11 protein-coding genes are annotated in these 15,912 nt (G+C 56.9%); 8 read left to right on the top strand and 3 right to left on the bottom strand.

The features are described from left to right. Positions 1-108 precede the first annotated feature (108 nt). Positions 109-594: a hypothetical protein gene (locus VGN12_28425; protein ID HEY4313410.1), complete on the bottom strand. Its 486-nt coding sequence runs from the start codon at positions 592-594 to the stop codon at positions 109-111. A 92-nt stretch (positions 595-686) separates the two neighbouring features. Beyond that, positions 687-1,739 (bottom strand): ATP-binding protein, encoded by a 1,053-nt coding sequence (locus VGN12_28420; GenBank protein ID HEY4313409.1) that lies wholly within the window; start codon positions 1,737-1,739, stop codon positions 687-689. A gap of 896 nt (positions 1,740-2,635) precedes the next feature. On the opposite strand from VGN12_28420, the gene VGN12_28415 reads away from it, so the two are divergent. From VGN12_28415 to VGN12_28395, 5 genes are all read left to right on the top strand, one after another. Next, complete coding sequence (locus VGN12_28415; protein ID HEY4313408.1) at positions 2,636-3,886, top strand: hypothetical protein; 1,251 nt, start codon at positions 2,636-2,638, stop codon at positions 3,884-3,886. A gap of 537 nt (positions 3,887-4,423) precedes the next feature. Continuing rightward, positions 4,424-5,020, top strand: coding sequence for a PEP-CTERM sorting domain-containing protein (locus VGN12_28410; GenBank protein HEY4313407.1), 597 nt, complete (start codon positions 4,424-4,426; stop codon positions 5,018-5,020). Positions 5,021-5,427: 407 nt separating this feature from the next. Beyond that, positions 5,428-5,820, top strand: coding sequence for a hypothetical protein (locus tag VGN12_28405; protein ID HEY4313406.1), 393 nt, complete (start codon positions 5,428-5,430; stop codon positions 5,818-5,820). 527 nt (positions 5,821-6,347) lie between these two features. Further along, on the top strand, positions 6,348-6,548 hold the full coding sequence (locus VGN12_28400) for a hypothetical protein (protein ID HEY4313405.1): 201 nt from the start codon (positions 6,348-6,350) through the stop codon (positions 6,546-6,548). 676 nt (positions 6,549-7,224) lie between these two features. Next, positions 7,225-10,458 (top strand): efflux RND transporter permease subunit, encoded by a 3,234-nt coding sequence (locus VGN12_28395; protein HEY4313404.1) that lies wholly within the window; start codon positions 7,225-7,227, stop codon positions 10,456-10,458. A gap of 156 nt (positions 10,459-10,614) precedes the next feature. On the opposite strand, the gene VGN12_28390 is transcribed toward VGN12_28395, so the two are convergent. After that, positions 10,615-11,832, bottom strand: coding sequence for an AAA family ATPase (locus VGN12_28390; protein HEY4313403.1), 1,218 nt, complete (start codon positions 11,830-11,832; stop codon positions 10,615-10,617). Positions 11,833-12,430: 598 nt separating this feature from the next. Here VGN12_28390 and VGN12_28385 point away from each other — a divergent pair. From VGN12_28385 to VGN12_28375, 3 genes are all read left to right on the top strand, one after another. Next, positions 12,431-12,913: a MarR family transcriptional regulator gene (locus tag VGN12_28385; protein HEY4313402.1), complete on the top strand. Its 483-nt coding sequence runs from the start codon at positions 12,431-12,433 to the stop codon at positions 12,911-12,913. A 25-nt stretch (positions 12,914-12,938) separates the two neighbouring features. Then, positions 12,939-14,252, top strand: a complete 1,314-nt coding sequence (locus VGN12_28380; GenBank protein ID HEY4313401.1) for an NAD(P)/FAD-dependent oxidoreductase — start codon at positions 12,939-12,941, stop codon at positions 14,250-14,252. Between the two features lie 123 nt (positions 14,253-14,375). After that, positions 14,376-15,848, top strand: coding sequence for a cation:proton antiporter (locus VGN12_28375; GenBank protein ID HEY4313400.1), 1,473 nt, complete (start codon positions 14,376-14,378; stop codon positions 15,846-15,848). Positions 15,849-15,912: the final 64 nt, after the last annotated feature.

Below are 15,912 nucleotides of genomic sequence, written 5' to 3'. Positions count from 1 at the left end.
CTGGCAAGGACAACGTCGAATTGATACTCTCGGGCATGGTGGCGTACTCCTGGGGAATTGGGTCCGTAATCAACCAAATTCAAACCCAAGTACGCCGCCTTTTTCAACTCAACTCATCCACAACTTTCGGTTATATCTCCGTAGCCACCCGACGATTTCAACTCTCTGCTGATTGTGGCCGCCGCGAAGAGACAACAGCTCGATCTCACAAATCACCCAATCTTGCGTGATCAGTGTCGCGTAGTTTTCCCGCAGCTCTGGACTAATGCGATCCTTAGGATCAGCCTCCACTATTTCTCGGAGAAATACGAGAAACTCATGGGGAGCGTGCCCTTGACGCACTGCGCCGGAGCCAAACTGGACGATTTTCTCCGCGAGCTTATCAAGGTCATCCGCCTTAGGCACCGCAAGCGTAATATCGGGTGATGGTTCTGAGATCTTCTTCAGCCCTGTTCCGTCCAATCTAATCGGGCCGTCGTGCTCAAGCTTGTAGAACACCGCCCGTCGCTCTTCCTCGTTCAGACTTCGAAGGTGGTTCGAAAGGGCATCGACCTTTATACCCAGAACTTGGGCAATTTCGCTTCGACGTTCCAATAGCTCGGCAGGAAGTGGTACCCTTCGCGGCTTCTCTGGGCGCCTTTGGCGGGATTCAGGAATGGGCAGCGGTAACGGTGGGAAACCAGGATTCATTGGTCTGTCCGCTTTCGCGGTGGCTTTTGGCGGGCAGCCGCTTGTGACTTCTTAAACCGTCTAACTTCCGTCACAATTTCCGCCGTTTTTAAATTCGGACGATCCTCTAGTATCATCGACTTCACAGCCTCAGTTACGTTTCGCTCGATCTCCGCAAAAGAAAGCGCCTTCATACTTCGGCAAATTGGCTCAATTCCGTCAGCGACTGACACGCCGTTTAGCAAATGCTTGAGGTACGTACGAATCTCAACTGGTCCTGGCTTAGGGAATAATACGATCTCGTCGAAACGGCGCCAAAGCGCTGGATCAAGTAGGTGTTGATGATTGCTCGCGGCAACTAGAATGCTCTCAGAAGAATTAAACGAGTCTACAGCTTGCAACATACTATTCACTACACGCTTAAGCTCACCGACGTCGTGTGCATCGTCTCTATCCTTCCCGATGGCGTCAACCTCGTCCAGTAGTAATAACATCGGCATTGATTGCGCCAAGTCGAATACACGTTGAATGTGCGAAGCAGTTTCCCCGAGGTAACTTGTTATTAACGCGTTGAGCCGAACTAGACCAATCGGCAGCCCCATTTTCTGAGCAAGCCAGTGAGCCGTCATTGTCTTGCCGCATCCGGGGGGACCCCAGAACAAGAGCTTTGACTTTGGTTTCAGACCGAAGCTCGCAAGCTTTACTCGCTGACCATGCTCTTCGACAACACGACTGATACGCTCCTTTGCGTCTGGCAAAAACACTAGTCTCGACAGGTCCAACGAAGGTTGCTGGATTGCCACAAGCTGCTCGCCATTGCGCCGGTCCTTCGGCAAACTAGACAGCCCATTCATCTTGCGGTTTGAGACGCGTGGCGAATGGCCTGGGGCAAGCGCCTTTTGAAGATCCCGTGCGTAACTATGATGATTGGCAGCCAATTCAGCAGAGATAATTGCTTCTGCCACACGACGAAATGCCTCGTCGTTTCGCTCCCGGAATGCGCGGAAGAGCATTAAAAGGCGATCCATGTCAGCCATATGTCCTGAGCAGGATGCAGTTTGCGCTTGCATCTAGATGGGATTCCTTTCCCAGTCGCGTTCTGCGACAGATTTCACTGACCGCTCTGCAACGATCCCAGCCGTCCGTCCACTGGGCCATTGCGAGACACCTCGCACACATTTGGACGTCGAGCGTACCAGAATTCGTCGGTTGCCGCGACGCGAAGCCGCCGCTGCGCCGGCCGCCGTTTCGCCTGTTTGTGACCGAATGTCGGGCGATATCGCGAGATCAACTCCCCGTTTTGGGAGGACCAGACAACCAATCGGTCGCCTCCGCTGACTCGGTCCTGAGCAGACTAAAATCCAGGATTGCCTCGACCTAGGCGAATGACACCGTCGTACCTGTGGGGCGACGGCTCCTCGGGGCTTGGCGGCGCGTTCGCAATGCAGAGGTCGAGGGTTCGACTCCCTTCCGCTCCACTAGAGAAGCTTCGTCGTAAGTAGTTACGACGAAGCTTTTTGTATTGATGGGTCACGACTTTCTCCGTCTCGCCCGGATGAGTGCCCACTTTCTCCACCTTCGCACGAATGATCCCCGATTCGCAGGAATGCGCAGGAGCTTTTGCAACAAACGGTGCTGTTGCCAAAGCTGGCGTAGGTAAAATCGCTAGACAACAGTCCGCACAACGCCCGCGTCCTGGACGTCGATCGTTGGGACATCAGAATCGGCCGTTTGTTGCCGCCAGATGATGCGAAATGACGTAGGTCGTCCGATCACCTTAGGCAGCGAACCACTGCGAAGACCTGACGACTTGCGCGTTCAGCAAAAAATGGCTCGTCGCCGCAATGCTGATCGCCGTACGCGTGCGGCGGCGCGTTGGTAATATCAACGGCATAAAACGGATGCTCCATCGGGTTAAGAGCGTCCCTGGAAGAGCTAGCTACCCACTTCGCGAAAGGTGCAACAAATGATCGTCAACGCCTACGTCCTTCCGACTGAAAGGCCACCAAGCCTACTGAGTATCAAACGCGCCTTGTTGAGCTACGACCAAATCGTCCTGCGAGCGCCCAACGACCGGGAACTAATTCCGTCTCATTTCTTCCAGTCGGCGGTAACAGGGTTGCCTCCGATGTTCGCTATGGGCGGCGGACCCGCAGTTCGCCCATTAGGCAAGGTCCACGATTTTGATAAACAGTTCGATCAGCTCCTTGAACAATGCAGTCCTGCCGGACGCTCGGGAAACATCACAGTCCTCAGCGCTCACGCTCCGTTCCAGGGAGTGGCGTTGGGGATGATGCGTCCGCCAGATGGTGTTCCCGACCCTATACAAGTTTATCAACAATATCGGCTTCTAGCAGTTAATCCGCAATTGCTTAACAGCGTGTGCAGTGGCGTTCCCTTCAGTGATTTCTCATCCGACATTGTATTGGACAGCGCCGACGATTCGGTCACTGAGCATTTTTTAAACGGCGAGCAGATGCCGGGACCGCCACCGTTCGCACTCTATCCTGGCGAAGCGAATTCGGACGAAGATCGTGTTTGGCGAACGCGGCTTGCCTTGGGGCGCTTAGGTGCGTTTGTACGCTCGCTTGCCGAGTGTGATATGCGCGGTCTGCAGCCGTATACAAGCGACCCCGGCTACGCGATGACACTCCGGAAGATGAATGAGATCACCAAGGCAGCCTGCGAGAACCAGACCGAAGACGCCGACGGCTCACGGTCTCACGGCATGCTTTTGGCAAGGCTTCACAACGTGATGATCTCACACTACGTGTCGGAAGACATCCTCGAATCAATGTCCGTTAGCGACGTGATGCGGCTTCGCACGAAGGCGTGGGGCACCGCGGGAGAGGCTCGCGCCAAATTGCCATCTGTGCTGCGCGAGATTGCTCTTGAAAACCCAACTCCGAGTACATTTGAGAAAGTATGTAAGGCTCGTATCGACGAATACCTTCGCGATTGCATGGACGTACGTCATGAGTGGAAAAAGCTAGGCGCTGATTTTGTTATGAAGTCTGGGTCCGTCGTCTACGGTCAGCAAATGGTAGACAATCTGTTTGGCGGCTTCAGCACCTTCAATCTTTACACACTAATTGCCGGCCTCTATGCTGCTGGCTTTTATATCCCAAAGATCATGGATGTTCTGAAGAAGGACGCACAAGCGAACACGTCGGTCGGCTATTCGCTACATCGCACTTATGCACCTTTTACTGGATGATTAATCGATAAACGTTGACCCACTACCAGGGCTGATGTCATGGGCCGATTCCAATTCAGTTCTGGCCAGATGATGTCTGCGATCGCGTGGTTCGCGATCGCGCTAGCACTTCTCGCATTCAGGTTCAGGCAACGGCATCATTATCCCATCGTCGGGCCCGTCGATCTCTTGGTCGTCATCGCCGTGGTCTGTGGCGCTATTGTCGCGTTAGCAGGAAATGCTTCTCGTGGAGCGATCCTTGCTCTAGCTTGCGGGCTAGTCCTTTTGCTGGCGCTCGGCGCACTGATGATTTATTTAATTCCACTGATTAGGTAACCGAGCGCTCAACGTCCACACATTTGGAGCGGCCAATCTGCACATCGACTTAAGTCCGCTCCGCCGACCACGTCGCTGGCGATGCTGGAGCGCAGCTTGGTCGATTCCTGACCATATTCTCGGCGCACACGGCAAGCCAATTTCTTGCGTGCAATGCGGCCCGCAATTATTATTCAGCAACAGGCATTTGTTGAGTCCATCATTGCGTCCACGGAACAGAAGATGAAGATGTTGCGTTGTTGCAGCGCCGCCTTACTATCTTTCCTATGTCTATCTTTCTTACTTCCCCAGAAAGCCTCGTGCGCTTATATCCTCGCTATCACGAGTACGCCGGGGGATTACATTGGCAAAGGGAAAGATTACGTACTTACGCCCGCTGACGGCTTCACTTTCGAGGCCGACTCGGAATTTGGGCATGCAATCAGTTTCTACGTTGATTCAAACAACAGCGAGTGGGTGCTAGATATCGCCGCACCACATGGGCAGCAACTGACTGTCGGCTCGTACCCTAACGCTTCGCGATGGCCGTTCGAACCTTCAAGTCAGCCCGGACTTGCTTTTGCCGGCAATGGATCAGGCCTGAACACTTCCGTCGGCAGCTTTAATGTTCTCGAGGCTGATTTCGACAGTCAGGGCAATGTGCTTAGATTTGCCGTCGATTTCATCCAATATGACGGCACCCCCGAACAGCCTTACTGGGCGGAGGGAAGCCTGCGGTACAATTCCGACATTCCGGTACCAGAACCGGCTACCCTACTGTTGATCGTAATGGCGGCGGCCGGTTGCGAATGGTTTCGTCGTCGACATCATCGCGGCTAAACGACAAAGCGTCGGATACAGACAACGCGGCGGCGGTGCATTTGGGGCGACCTTGCTCAGCTGCGTACGCGAGTCCTCGCCCCAATTCTCGCCGCTCTTGGCGACTGGTATTGCTGGTGACGCAAGGCCGAAGGTGATTACGTCGCTGCGGCGCGGTAAAATTAGGGAATGGCTGAGAACGCGCCAGACACTGACGATGTTAGGTCACGCATTGCCAATCTTCGATCGGAACTTGAAAGTATTCTCGCGGATCTAGCCACGGCCCTCACGAAGCTCCAGACAAAAATTGGCCAACTTGAGGGCATTCTTATCGAAACTCGACGACGTGAGCAAAGGCTCATCGACGAACTGGCTATAGCCGAATCGCAGCTATAACGCGTCGCTGAAATCGTCCGGCAGATGGCCCAATGACTACCGCTACGCCCACCGGCCGACAATGGTTTCGCTTCGGGGTGGGGACGATGTTGCTATTGGTCACGGCGGCTGCCGTTTTGCTCGGTTGGCTTCTCGAGGAGCTGAAATTCGTCCGTGAGCGGCGGGATTTCCTGTTATTGCTCGACGAATACCGCGTCCAGGAAATGGAGAGCATGCAGCCCGGGCGATTCCTCTCGACAGCGATCATGATGCCCGCCTATGAAGAATCTACGATTCCGATCTGGCGGCGCTGGCTGGGCGACGACGCAAAGAACGTGATCCTTCTTCCCACGAATACGTCGGAAGCTGACTACCAAACCGCGAAGAGACTTTTCCCAGAGACAAAGTACTTCGGCAAAGACGGAATCGCCGTCCCCAACAAATAGGCCGCGGGTCGAGCGGTGACGGCCAGCGAGCAGGCGCGACTGTGGTCGTCCCTCAAACCCTTAAAACCATTTCCGCCAAGGGTTTTTAATTGATCCCGTTTAGCCCCCCATACGCTCTTCGCACTTTACAATTACACCTTTCCATTGTTTGTTACATTGGTATCTCATTTACTTGGGCGTGGCTGCTTAGCGGTTCCTCGCCTTGGCCGCTGGGGCAGGCGCCTAACACGCACGTCCCGCGGCTTTTTTTGCGCCGCGTAGTTGCCACCGAAGTTAGCGGCGGTTATTTTCGAACGCTGGCTGTGACGTGTGCTTACGGCCGGGCCGCTCGGTTTGGTCACGCTACCGAGCGGCCCTTTTTTCGCGCTCGGCCCTTTCGTGCAGGCGAAGTTTAGACGTCAGGTTCGACGTGGCAAAGCTATCCGACCCTACCCCGCTCATCCTCGCCGCGATCGGCAGACTCGCGTTGCTGGCCATGCGTCGTAGGCGACAGTGATTGCTGCGTGACGGCGAGATAGAATCGGGGTATGAGGATCACCGCCGTTCTGATCGCGGCATGCGCGATCATTGCCGTCCCGTTTGTGCTGAGCGATTCGGGCCGCCATCCGGATTTTGGCCCCAGTTTATCCGCACGGATAATGATCGGATTCGCGGTCGTTTTAGACCTATATCTGGTCGGCTACATGATTGAAGGCCTGAGAAATGACATGACGAAAGACTCCCGGTGATCCCCGGACCTGGCGCCCCCGCCTAAGGGACTTTTCGCCATGCCGCTTCATCGAGAATGGGCCGTTCTGCACGGCGACGATCATATTATTTAGGGAACCTAGCGCAATTATTTGGCCTGCGACGTATAATTGACGCGCGTGCCGGCAGGCGCACGTAGGAAGCCCGGGGGGGCGTCCTTCTCGCGGAAACGAGCGCGCCAGCGCGCGCTTGGGGGATTCTTCTCAGGGGGTCGCGACCGTGTGCGGTCCAATTAGCCCAGTCGCTGCTGCGCGCTCGGTGACGTCGTTCGCCGGCGAGGCGGGCGTGTTCACCGACCAGGCGATGGCCACTCAGCAGCCGGCGCGACGATTCTCGTTCAACTCTCGGATTGCATACCCGTACGTTGATGCGCGGCTCGATCAGCCGCGGTCTCCGTATGGTTTGAAATAGTCGATTCGCAACTCGGCGTCGAAGTCTCGGGGGAACGGCCGGCCGCATTCCGGCGGCCGCATGCACTAGCAATATCGCCTGCGCATCGCGGCTGCGCTCGTTGGGCCTTCGAAGCTCGGAATCACTGCGCACGCACGTCTGGTTTTGGGAGCGATTTGGAACGTCAGCATTTACATCGCGTGGGAGCGCCTCATGTTCTTCCTCCTAGCGCGCAATAAAAACGCCTGAAGAAAACTTGGCGAAAGCATGTTCGCAAGATTCCTCCATAGACCGGCTTTGGCGATCGTTATCTCGGTCATCATCCTGTTCTTGGGGGCGTTGTCGATCAAGAGCCTGCCGATCTCGCAGTTCCCGGACGTCGCACCTCCGAGCGTCGTCGTGACGCTCGCTTATCCGGGTGCCAGCGCCCAGGTTCTGGTCGACTCGGTGCTGGTCATCTTGGAGCAGGCGATCAATGGCGTACAGAACATGCGCTACATGATCTCGGCCGGCACCAGCGCCGGCGAGGCCACGATCCTGATCATCTTCGAGCCAGGCTCGGACCCCAACGTCGCAGTCTTGAATGTGCAAAATCGCATTCAAACCGTGAAGCAAAGGCTCCCGCCCATCGTCGAGCTAGAGGGCATCGTCGTGCTCCAGCAGATGACGAGCATGCTGATGTACGTGAACATTTACAGCACGGACAAGGACCACAATCAGGACTTTCTCTATAACTACGCCTTCGTCAACATCGTGCCCGAGATCAAGCGGGTGCGGGGGATCGGCAGCGCCAATATTCTCGGCAGCCGCGCGTTTGCGATGCGGGTGTGGCTGAATCTTGAGCGCATGCGGGCGTACAGTGTATCGGCCGACGAAGTCATGGAGGCGATCCGTACACAAAGCATGCTGGGTTCGCCCGGACGACTGGGCCAGGCAACCGGCAGAACGTCGCAAACGATCGAGTACGTCCTGATCTGGAAGGGACGCTACAACAAGCCGGAGGAGTATGAAGACATCGTTCTCAGGGCAACCCCCGAGGGTGAGATCCTGCGGATCAAGGACGTTGCCGAAGTCGAACTGGGCCCCTCGTACTACAACATCTACTCGAACATCGATGGCTATCCCTCGGCGGCCATCGTCCTGAAGCAGATCCCCAACACCAACGCCGCCCAAGTCATCGAGCAGGTCAAAGAGAAGCTGGAGGAGATCAAAGAGAACTCGTTCCCGCCGGGCATGACCTATGAGGTTAGCTACGATGTCTCCACCTTCCTCGACGCCTCGATCGAGCAAGTGCTGCACACCCTGTTCGAGGCCTTCGTTCTGGTTTCCCTCGTGGTCTTCCTGTTCCTCGGTGATTGGCGTTCCACGCTGATTCCAACGCTGGCGGTGCCGGTATCACTGATCGGGACCTTCTTCTTCCTGCAGTTGCTCGGCCTGTCGATCAACCTGATCACCCTCTTCGCGATGGTGTTGGCGATCGGCGTCGTGGTGGACGACGCGATCGTGGTGGTCGAAGCGGTGCATGCCAAGATGCACGAGAAGCATCTCTCGCCTTATCGGGCAACCAAGGAAGTTGTCAACGAGATCAGCAGTGCGATCATTGCCATCACGCTGGTGATGACGGCGGTCTTCGTTCCGGTGACCTTCATGACCGGGCCGGTCGGCACGTTCTACCGCCAGTTCGGCATCACAATGGCCACGGCCATTGTTCTCTCGGGTGTGGTGGCACTGACGCTGACGCCGGTGCTGTGCGCAATGATTCTGAAGCCTTACACAGGCGCGAAAAAGCGTGGGCCGCTGGCCAAACTGCTGCATGGTTTTGACCGCGGCGTCGAAAAAGTGACGGGCCGTTATGCTTCGCTCTTGAATACGATCGTCACGCGCCGTGCGCTCACCATGTTGATCGTCTTCGGCTTTGGCCTCGGCATTTTCCTGGTTAACACGCAGCTTCCGTCAGGCTTCATACCGCTGGAGGACCAGGGGATGATTTACGGGGTGCTGCAGACGCCCCCAGGTTCGACGCTCGAGTACACGAACTCCAAATCCCAGGAACTGCAGGCCGTGGCCAAAAGTATCGACGGGGTGAAGTCGGTCTCGGCCTTGGCTGGCTACGAGGTTTTGACTGAGGGGCGCGGCTCGAACGCAGGGACCTGTCTCATCAATTTGAAGAACTGGTCCGATCGCGAGATGACCTCGAAGCAAATCATTCAGGAACTCGAACATAGATCTCGCACGATCACCAACGCCAAGGTCGAATTCTTCGAGCCGCCTGCGGTGCCCGGCTTCGGCGCAGCGGGAGGTGTCTCGATGCGTCTGTTGGACAAGACCAACACGATGAATTACAAGCAGTTGGGCGAAGAGGCCGACAAGTTCCTGGCTGCCTTGTCGAAGCGCAAAGAGCTATCGAGCATCTTCACGTTCTTTGCCAACAACTATCCGCAATACGAACTGATCATCAATAACGACATCGCGATGCAGAAAGGTGTGTCGATCAAAGATGTGATGGACAACCTGTCGATCGTCATCGGCAGCACCTGGGAGCAAGGCTTCATCCGCTTCAACCAGTTCTATAAAGTCTTTGTCCAGGCGATGCCCCAGTTCCGGCGGTACCCCGAGGACTTCGAGAACCTATTCGTCAAGAATGACAAGGGGGGCATGGTCCCCTATTCCTCGTTTATGACGCTCAAGAAGCAGCAGAGCTTGAACGAAGTCGACCGCTACAACCTTTATCCGGCCGCCCCCGTTCAGCTTTCCCCAGCGCCCGGCTACAGCACCGGCCAGGCCATCAAGGCGATCCAAGAGGTGGCGGCCGAGACGCTGCCGCGCGGTTACGGCATCGGCTGGGAAGCCTTGGCTTATGACGAAGCGGGCAAGGGAAACCTGGCCGTCTACATATTCATGATCGTCGTGATCTTTGTCTATCTGGTGTTGGTCGCGCAGTACGAGAGCTTCATCCTGCCGCTGGCCGTGATCATGTCGCTGCCGGTCGGCATTTTCGGGTCGTTCCTGTTCCTGCAGGTCATGGGTCTGGCCAACGACGTCTACGCCCAGATCGGCCTGGTGATGCTTGTGGGGCTGTTGGGCAAGAATGCGATTCTGATCGTCGAATTCGCGGTGCAACGGCATCACGAGGGAGTGAGCATCAAGCAGGCGGCCATCGAAGGCGGAAAGTTGCGATTCCGGCCGATTCTGATGACCTCGTTCGCCTTCATCGCCGGTCTGATTCCGTTGGTGCGTGCGACCGGCCCCGGCGCGATCGGCAATCGCACGATTGGGACCACTGCGGTCGGCGGGATGCTCTTGGGCACCTTGATCGGGGTGCTGATCATACCCGGCCTGTACTACCTATTCGCCGTGATGGCGGGGGACCGCAAACTCCTGCAGGACGAGAAGGATCGATCGCTTTCGAACGTTACCAACGGTTTCGAAACGACTATCCAATTGCGGTCAGCCAAAGCACCAAGAAAACCGCCCGAGGCGGGAACGCGGACAGGGCTTTGAAAGGGCCTTGTCGACTATCGCGGTTTTAGGCGGCTAGGGCTGTGAGTCCGTTGTCGTGCATGGCGCCCGCCGCATCGGCCCGTTCTGCAGCCGTTGACCTTTCGTCGTGCGGGCAACTAGCTGTGCGAGCCGTCAAATCATTTGGCTCGAATTGCTTTAGGCACACAGATCGGAACCCGCGCGTCCTCCGAGTAGCTTCACATTCAATGCTCCGCCGCTAAAGAGCATTTCATCCAGCGCAGCGTCGATGTCTGGCAGTTCGACGCGGCCGGTGCCATTTCGTTCCAGATGGTACTGCACCGTGCGCCGCATGAGCTCTTTGATAAACGCTCCGCTCACACCGTCCGTTCGCTGCACGATGCTGAGTTTCACCTCCGCCGGCACATCAATGCCCCGCGAGTACAATTCCACTAACTTGTCTCTGGACGCCGCATCTGGCAATCCAAATTCAATTGCTTGGTCGACTCGCCCTGGCCTTGCAGCCAGTGCTTGCTCCAGGGCCTCGGGACGATTCGTCGTTAGAACAAACAGGATGTCGGCATCCTCGCGAAGCCCGTCCATCTCGTTCAACAACTTATTGAGAAGAACCTCTTCGCAGGTGTTCAAATTCGCGCGATCGCTGGCGATCAGATCAACGTCCTCGATGACCACGATGCTGGGTTGGAGCAATCTGGCGAGTGTCATGTATTCGTCGAGGAGGCCTACTTGCTCGGCAGTTACAAGCAAGGTCGTGTGCCCGGGCAATGCCCTCGCCAAGTAGTGGATTGTATGGGTCTTCCCTGTTCCCGGTGGCCCGTAGAACAGGATTCCTTTTTTCGTGGCGACCTTGTACTGGGCCAATGCTCGTCGCTGCTGAACGAATTTGACGACATTCCGATCAAGCAGGTCGAGCGTCTTTGGAGATAGTATTACTTGCTCTCGTTCGACGGTGCGCAGCTTATGAACTCGAATCCCAGACGCCTCGCCCCGATAGGAATGATCCGCCTCTTCTAACGACAGAATCTTTCCACGGTAAGAATCTGCTTTGAAGACCGACTCTTCCAGATGCCGAAAGAATCCATTTGCGATTGCACTCCCTTCCACGCCGTTTGGAACTCCGATCTGAAACTGTACGCCTGTCACTCGACCATATTGCGCGACGGGCGAGAGGAGGACGACATATTTGATTTGTCCGTGTTCAAGAAACCACAGGCCATTCTTTAGACAGCGAACTGGCTCGTCATCCCCAACGTCGACCTCTTCGTATTGAGGAGGTACAGCAATCGCTGGGCTGTGGTCACTTTCCACGAAGCAATCGGATAAGGTGATTCCCTCGTGCGAGTATTCTTTGCGAATGCCACAGAACTGACGAATGATCGTGTCCTTGGCAAACAATTGGTCAATGGCTCGCTGAAGGTCCGCGCGCACTCGAAACGGAAACTTGCGTTCGGAAACCGAGATGTCTCTTAATTGCGCCGGCAACAAGTGCGACCTGACAAGCGAAACGACTGAGCGATTCCTGCGAGTTCGTGACCGAGCCCAGAATGCGCCAAACGTCGCTGCCACGCCGACAGCGATTCCAATCGCAATAATGCCTGCAGTCGAAAACATTCCGTGCATATCAGAGATGATGTTGGAACTTGTGGATTAAGATGACTTAACGACACATCTAGAATATGACTTGTTCGCGCCCCGTTCGCGAGTGCAAGACAAACACGCGCAGTAGCGTTGTCTACCTCACAAGTCGCCACCTGAGATTTTAGATATTACAGATACACCCGTCTGGACGCGTGATTCGTCGCGACGATGGCCGATTCGACCCAGAACGCTGGGGCCTGCAGGGACGGCAACGCCTTTACCAAGCCCCGAGGCTTTGACCTCATTTTCCAAAGGCCTCCGATAAATTACTGTCGGAAATTTATCAGAACCTAAGCGGTTTCCGCGCTCACTCACTTGTCTGGACAACTGTTGTTCCGATGGCTAATATGGCGGGATGGTCACGAAAACGAGTAGCGCGAAACGTCATTTCGACAGTCTCGAGCAAGAGGCCTTTCTTGGCCTGTGGCGGACGTATGATCGGCTGCGGGCGATGGAGGACGAGCTGTTTGCTCGGTACGACCTGACGCCGCAGCAGTACAACGTCCTCCGGCTGCTGCGCCGCGATCATCCGCACCCGATTCGCACGCTCGATCTGGCGTCGCGGCTGGTCAGTCGCGCTCCGGACATCACGCGGATGCTCGACAAGCTCGAGCAGCGTCAACTGGTGGTGCGCGATCGGCCGGCGGATAACCGCCGCGTCGTACGCATTGGCATCACCGCGGCCGGACTCGAGTTGCTGGAGAAACTGCACGAACCGCTCAGCGATTGCCACGACCGGCAACTGGGACATTTGACTCGCAAAGAACTCAAGTCGCTGGTGACATTGCTGCAGGCGGCCCGGTTACCCCACGAAGATTCCGACAGCCCCTGGTGCTAACCCCTATCGCACCCTGAGAGAAGACATGGACACACAGACAACCGATGTGATCGTGGTCGGCGGCGGGCCGGCCGGCGCCACCGCTTCGACCATTCTTGCGCAGCGCGGCGTGAAAGTCCGACTCTTCGAGCGGGAGAAATTTCCCCGCTTCCATATTGGTGAGTCGCTGATCCCCGAGACGTATTGGGTGTTCAAGCGTCTCAACATGCTCGACAAGATGAAAGCGAGCCCGTTCGTCAAGAAGTTCAGCGTGCAGTTCGTCAATGCGGCCGGCAAGGAATCGGCTCCGTTTTACTTCCACGACAACAAGCCGCACGAGTGCTCGCAAACCTGGCAGGTGATCCGCAGCGAATTCGACAAGATGATGCTGGACAACGCCCGCGAGCACGGCGTGGAAGTGGTCCAGCCTGGCCGCGTGCTAGAGATTCTGTTCGACGGCGACCGAGCTATCGGCGTCCGCGTGCGAGGCGAGGACGGTCGCGATTACACCGTCCACGCAAAGGTTGTCGTGGATGCCAGCGGGCAAAGCACCATGTTGCAAAACCGCTTCAAGCTACGGCTGTGGGACCCGGTGCTGAACAAGGGAGCTATCTGGACCTACTGGCGCGGCGCCTATCGCGATACCGGCCGGGATGAGGGCGCCACGGTCGTGATCCAGACGACCAACCGCAAGGGATGGTGGTGGTACATCCCGCAACACGACAACACGATCAGCCTGGGCGTGGTGGGACCGTTCGACTATCTCTTCAAAGGGCGCGGCAGCCACGAACAGGTGTACGAAGAGGAAGTCGCGGCTTGCCCGGCTATCCAGCGCCGCATTGCCGGCGCCGAGCGGGCGACAGGATACTTTGCCACCAAGGACTATTCCTATCGGTCGAAGGATGTCGCCGGAGACGGCTGGGTGCTGGTCGGCGATGCTTTTGGATTTTTGGACCCGCTGTATTCGTCCGGCGTATTACTGGCGCTGAAATCGGGCGAGTTGGCCGCGGATGCCATTGCCGACGGCCTGGCCAAGAACGACACGTCGGCCGCGCAACTCGGGCATTGGGGCGCGCAATTCAATCGAGGCGTCGACCGCATGCGCCGGCTGGTGTGCGAATACTACGACGGCTTCAGCTTCGGCCAATTCATGAAGGAATATCCGCACCTGCGCGGCAAAGTCACGGACCTACTGATTGGCGATCTGTTCGACGACAAGGTGGACGAAGTTTGGGGACCGCTCGAGTCGCTGTATCCGCCCGAGAAGACATCCATTCCGACATGGGACGCCGGTGTCGAGCCCGAGGAAGTGCCGGATAAGGTCAACGAGCTCTATCTGCCCGAGGGCGAATTGCGGTGATACGGCTACTCGCGGTCGGTACTCACGAGCGCGGCTCGGATCGTTGAAAAGTGTTATCGCGGTGGAAGGTGTCGCATTAAGGGAAAACGGCAACCGCACGGTTGATTCTATCTGCCGAAGGCCATGCTGAAGAACCTTGTTTTTTACTTCTTGATCATTGGTCTTTTTGTCGGCGCGGTGCTCGTAATTCTGCATCTCGGCGCGGACCTGCCGCCGGGAACGGCCGAGACGGTGACGAAGCCCGCAGTGGCCGCAGCCAGTACACCGCAGGCCGAAACCGCGATTGGCGCGGATGGTGCCTTTCGAGTGTTCCTCGAAAACTTGCACCACCCCTTGTCGCTGTTGTTGATGCAACTGATCGTCATTGTCGCGGCCACGCGGATCGCTGGCGGCCTGATTCGCAAGATCGGACAGCCATCGGTCATCGGCGAAATGGTGGCGGGCATCATGCTCGGTCCGTCGTTGCTGGGCATGCTGTGGCCGGCGAGTCAGTCATTTCTGTTCCCCCCTTCCTCGATGCCCGCCTTGCGTTTGTTCAGCCAGGTTGGGGTCGTGCTGTACATGTTCCTGGTCGGGATCGACCTGGACCTGGGGCGGCTACGGCAGAAAGCGCACGCGGCGATCCTCGTCAGCCACGCCAGCATCGTCGTTCCGTTTTTTCTCGGGACGGCGCTGTGCCTGTTCATTTACTCAGAGCTTGCTCCGTCGAACATTCCGTTCACCCCCTTCGCGCTATTCCTGGGCATCGCCATGAGCATCACGGCGTTTCCGGTTCTGGCGCGCATCATCGACGAACGAGGATTGATGGGGACGTTTTTGGGCAGCACCACGATCGCCTGCGCCGCGGTCGACGACGTCACGGCGTGGTGCCTGTTGGCCGTGGTCGTGGCCATCGCCAGTGCCAGTGGTTTTGGCGGCGCTGCTTTGACGGTCGCCTTGACCGTGGGCTTCATCGCCGTAGCGCTAATGGTCATCCGACCGCAGGCGGCGCGACTTGCGAGTGAGGAATTTCAGCAAGAGGCAAACAGCAAGGGGCTAGTGGCGGGCGTGCTGGTCTTTGCGTTTGCCTCGGCTCTGTTCACCGAGGCGATCGGCATCCATGCGCTGTTCGGCGCTTTTTTGGCCGGAGCGGTGATGCCGGCCCAGGCGCGCTTGCGTTCTGTGCTGCGCGCGCGGCTCGAAATGTTCACCACGGTGCTGCTTTTACCTTTGTTCTTCGCCTTCACAGGCTTGCGGACACAGATCGGATTGTTGGGCGACCTGCAAAGCTGGCTGCTGTGCCTGCTGATTATCCTGGTGGCGGTCGCCGGCAAATTCGGCGGCAGCACCCTGGCCGCCCGCTGGACGGGCATCAGTTGGAAGGAATCGCTGGCGATCGGTGTCTTGATGAATACCCGCGGGCTGATGGAACTGATCGTCCTGAATATCGGCTACGACATGGGCATCTTGTCACCGCACATCTTTGCCATGATGGTGATCATGGCCCTCACGACGACATTCATGGCTGGTCCGTTGCTCGCACTGCTGGGTGTCGGGCGCGACAGTCATGAAGAGATCGAAAACACGACGTTAGCTCACGCGCCCGCTCACGTTTAGTGGCGGTGCGGTTCATTACGACCATGATCACTGTCCGTCTGGTGGCCGCTGATACCATGGGCTG

The organism is Pirellulales bacterium, from assembly GCA_036499395.1.
Taxonomy (GTDB): domain Bacteria; phylum Planctomycetota; class Planctomycetia; order Pirellulales; family JACPPG01; genus JACPPG01.
Note: the sequence above shows the minus strand (reverse complement) of the source record. Positions and strands in the feature narration are given on the sequence as shown.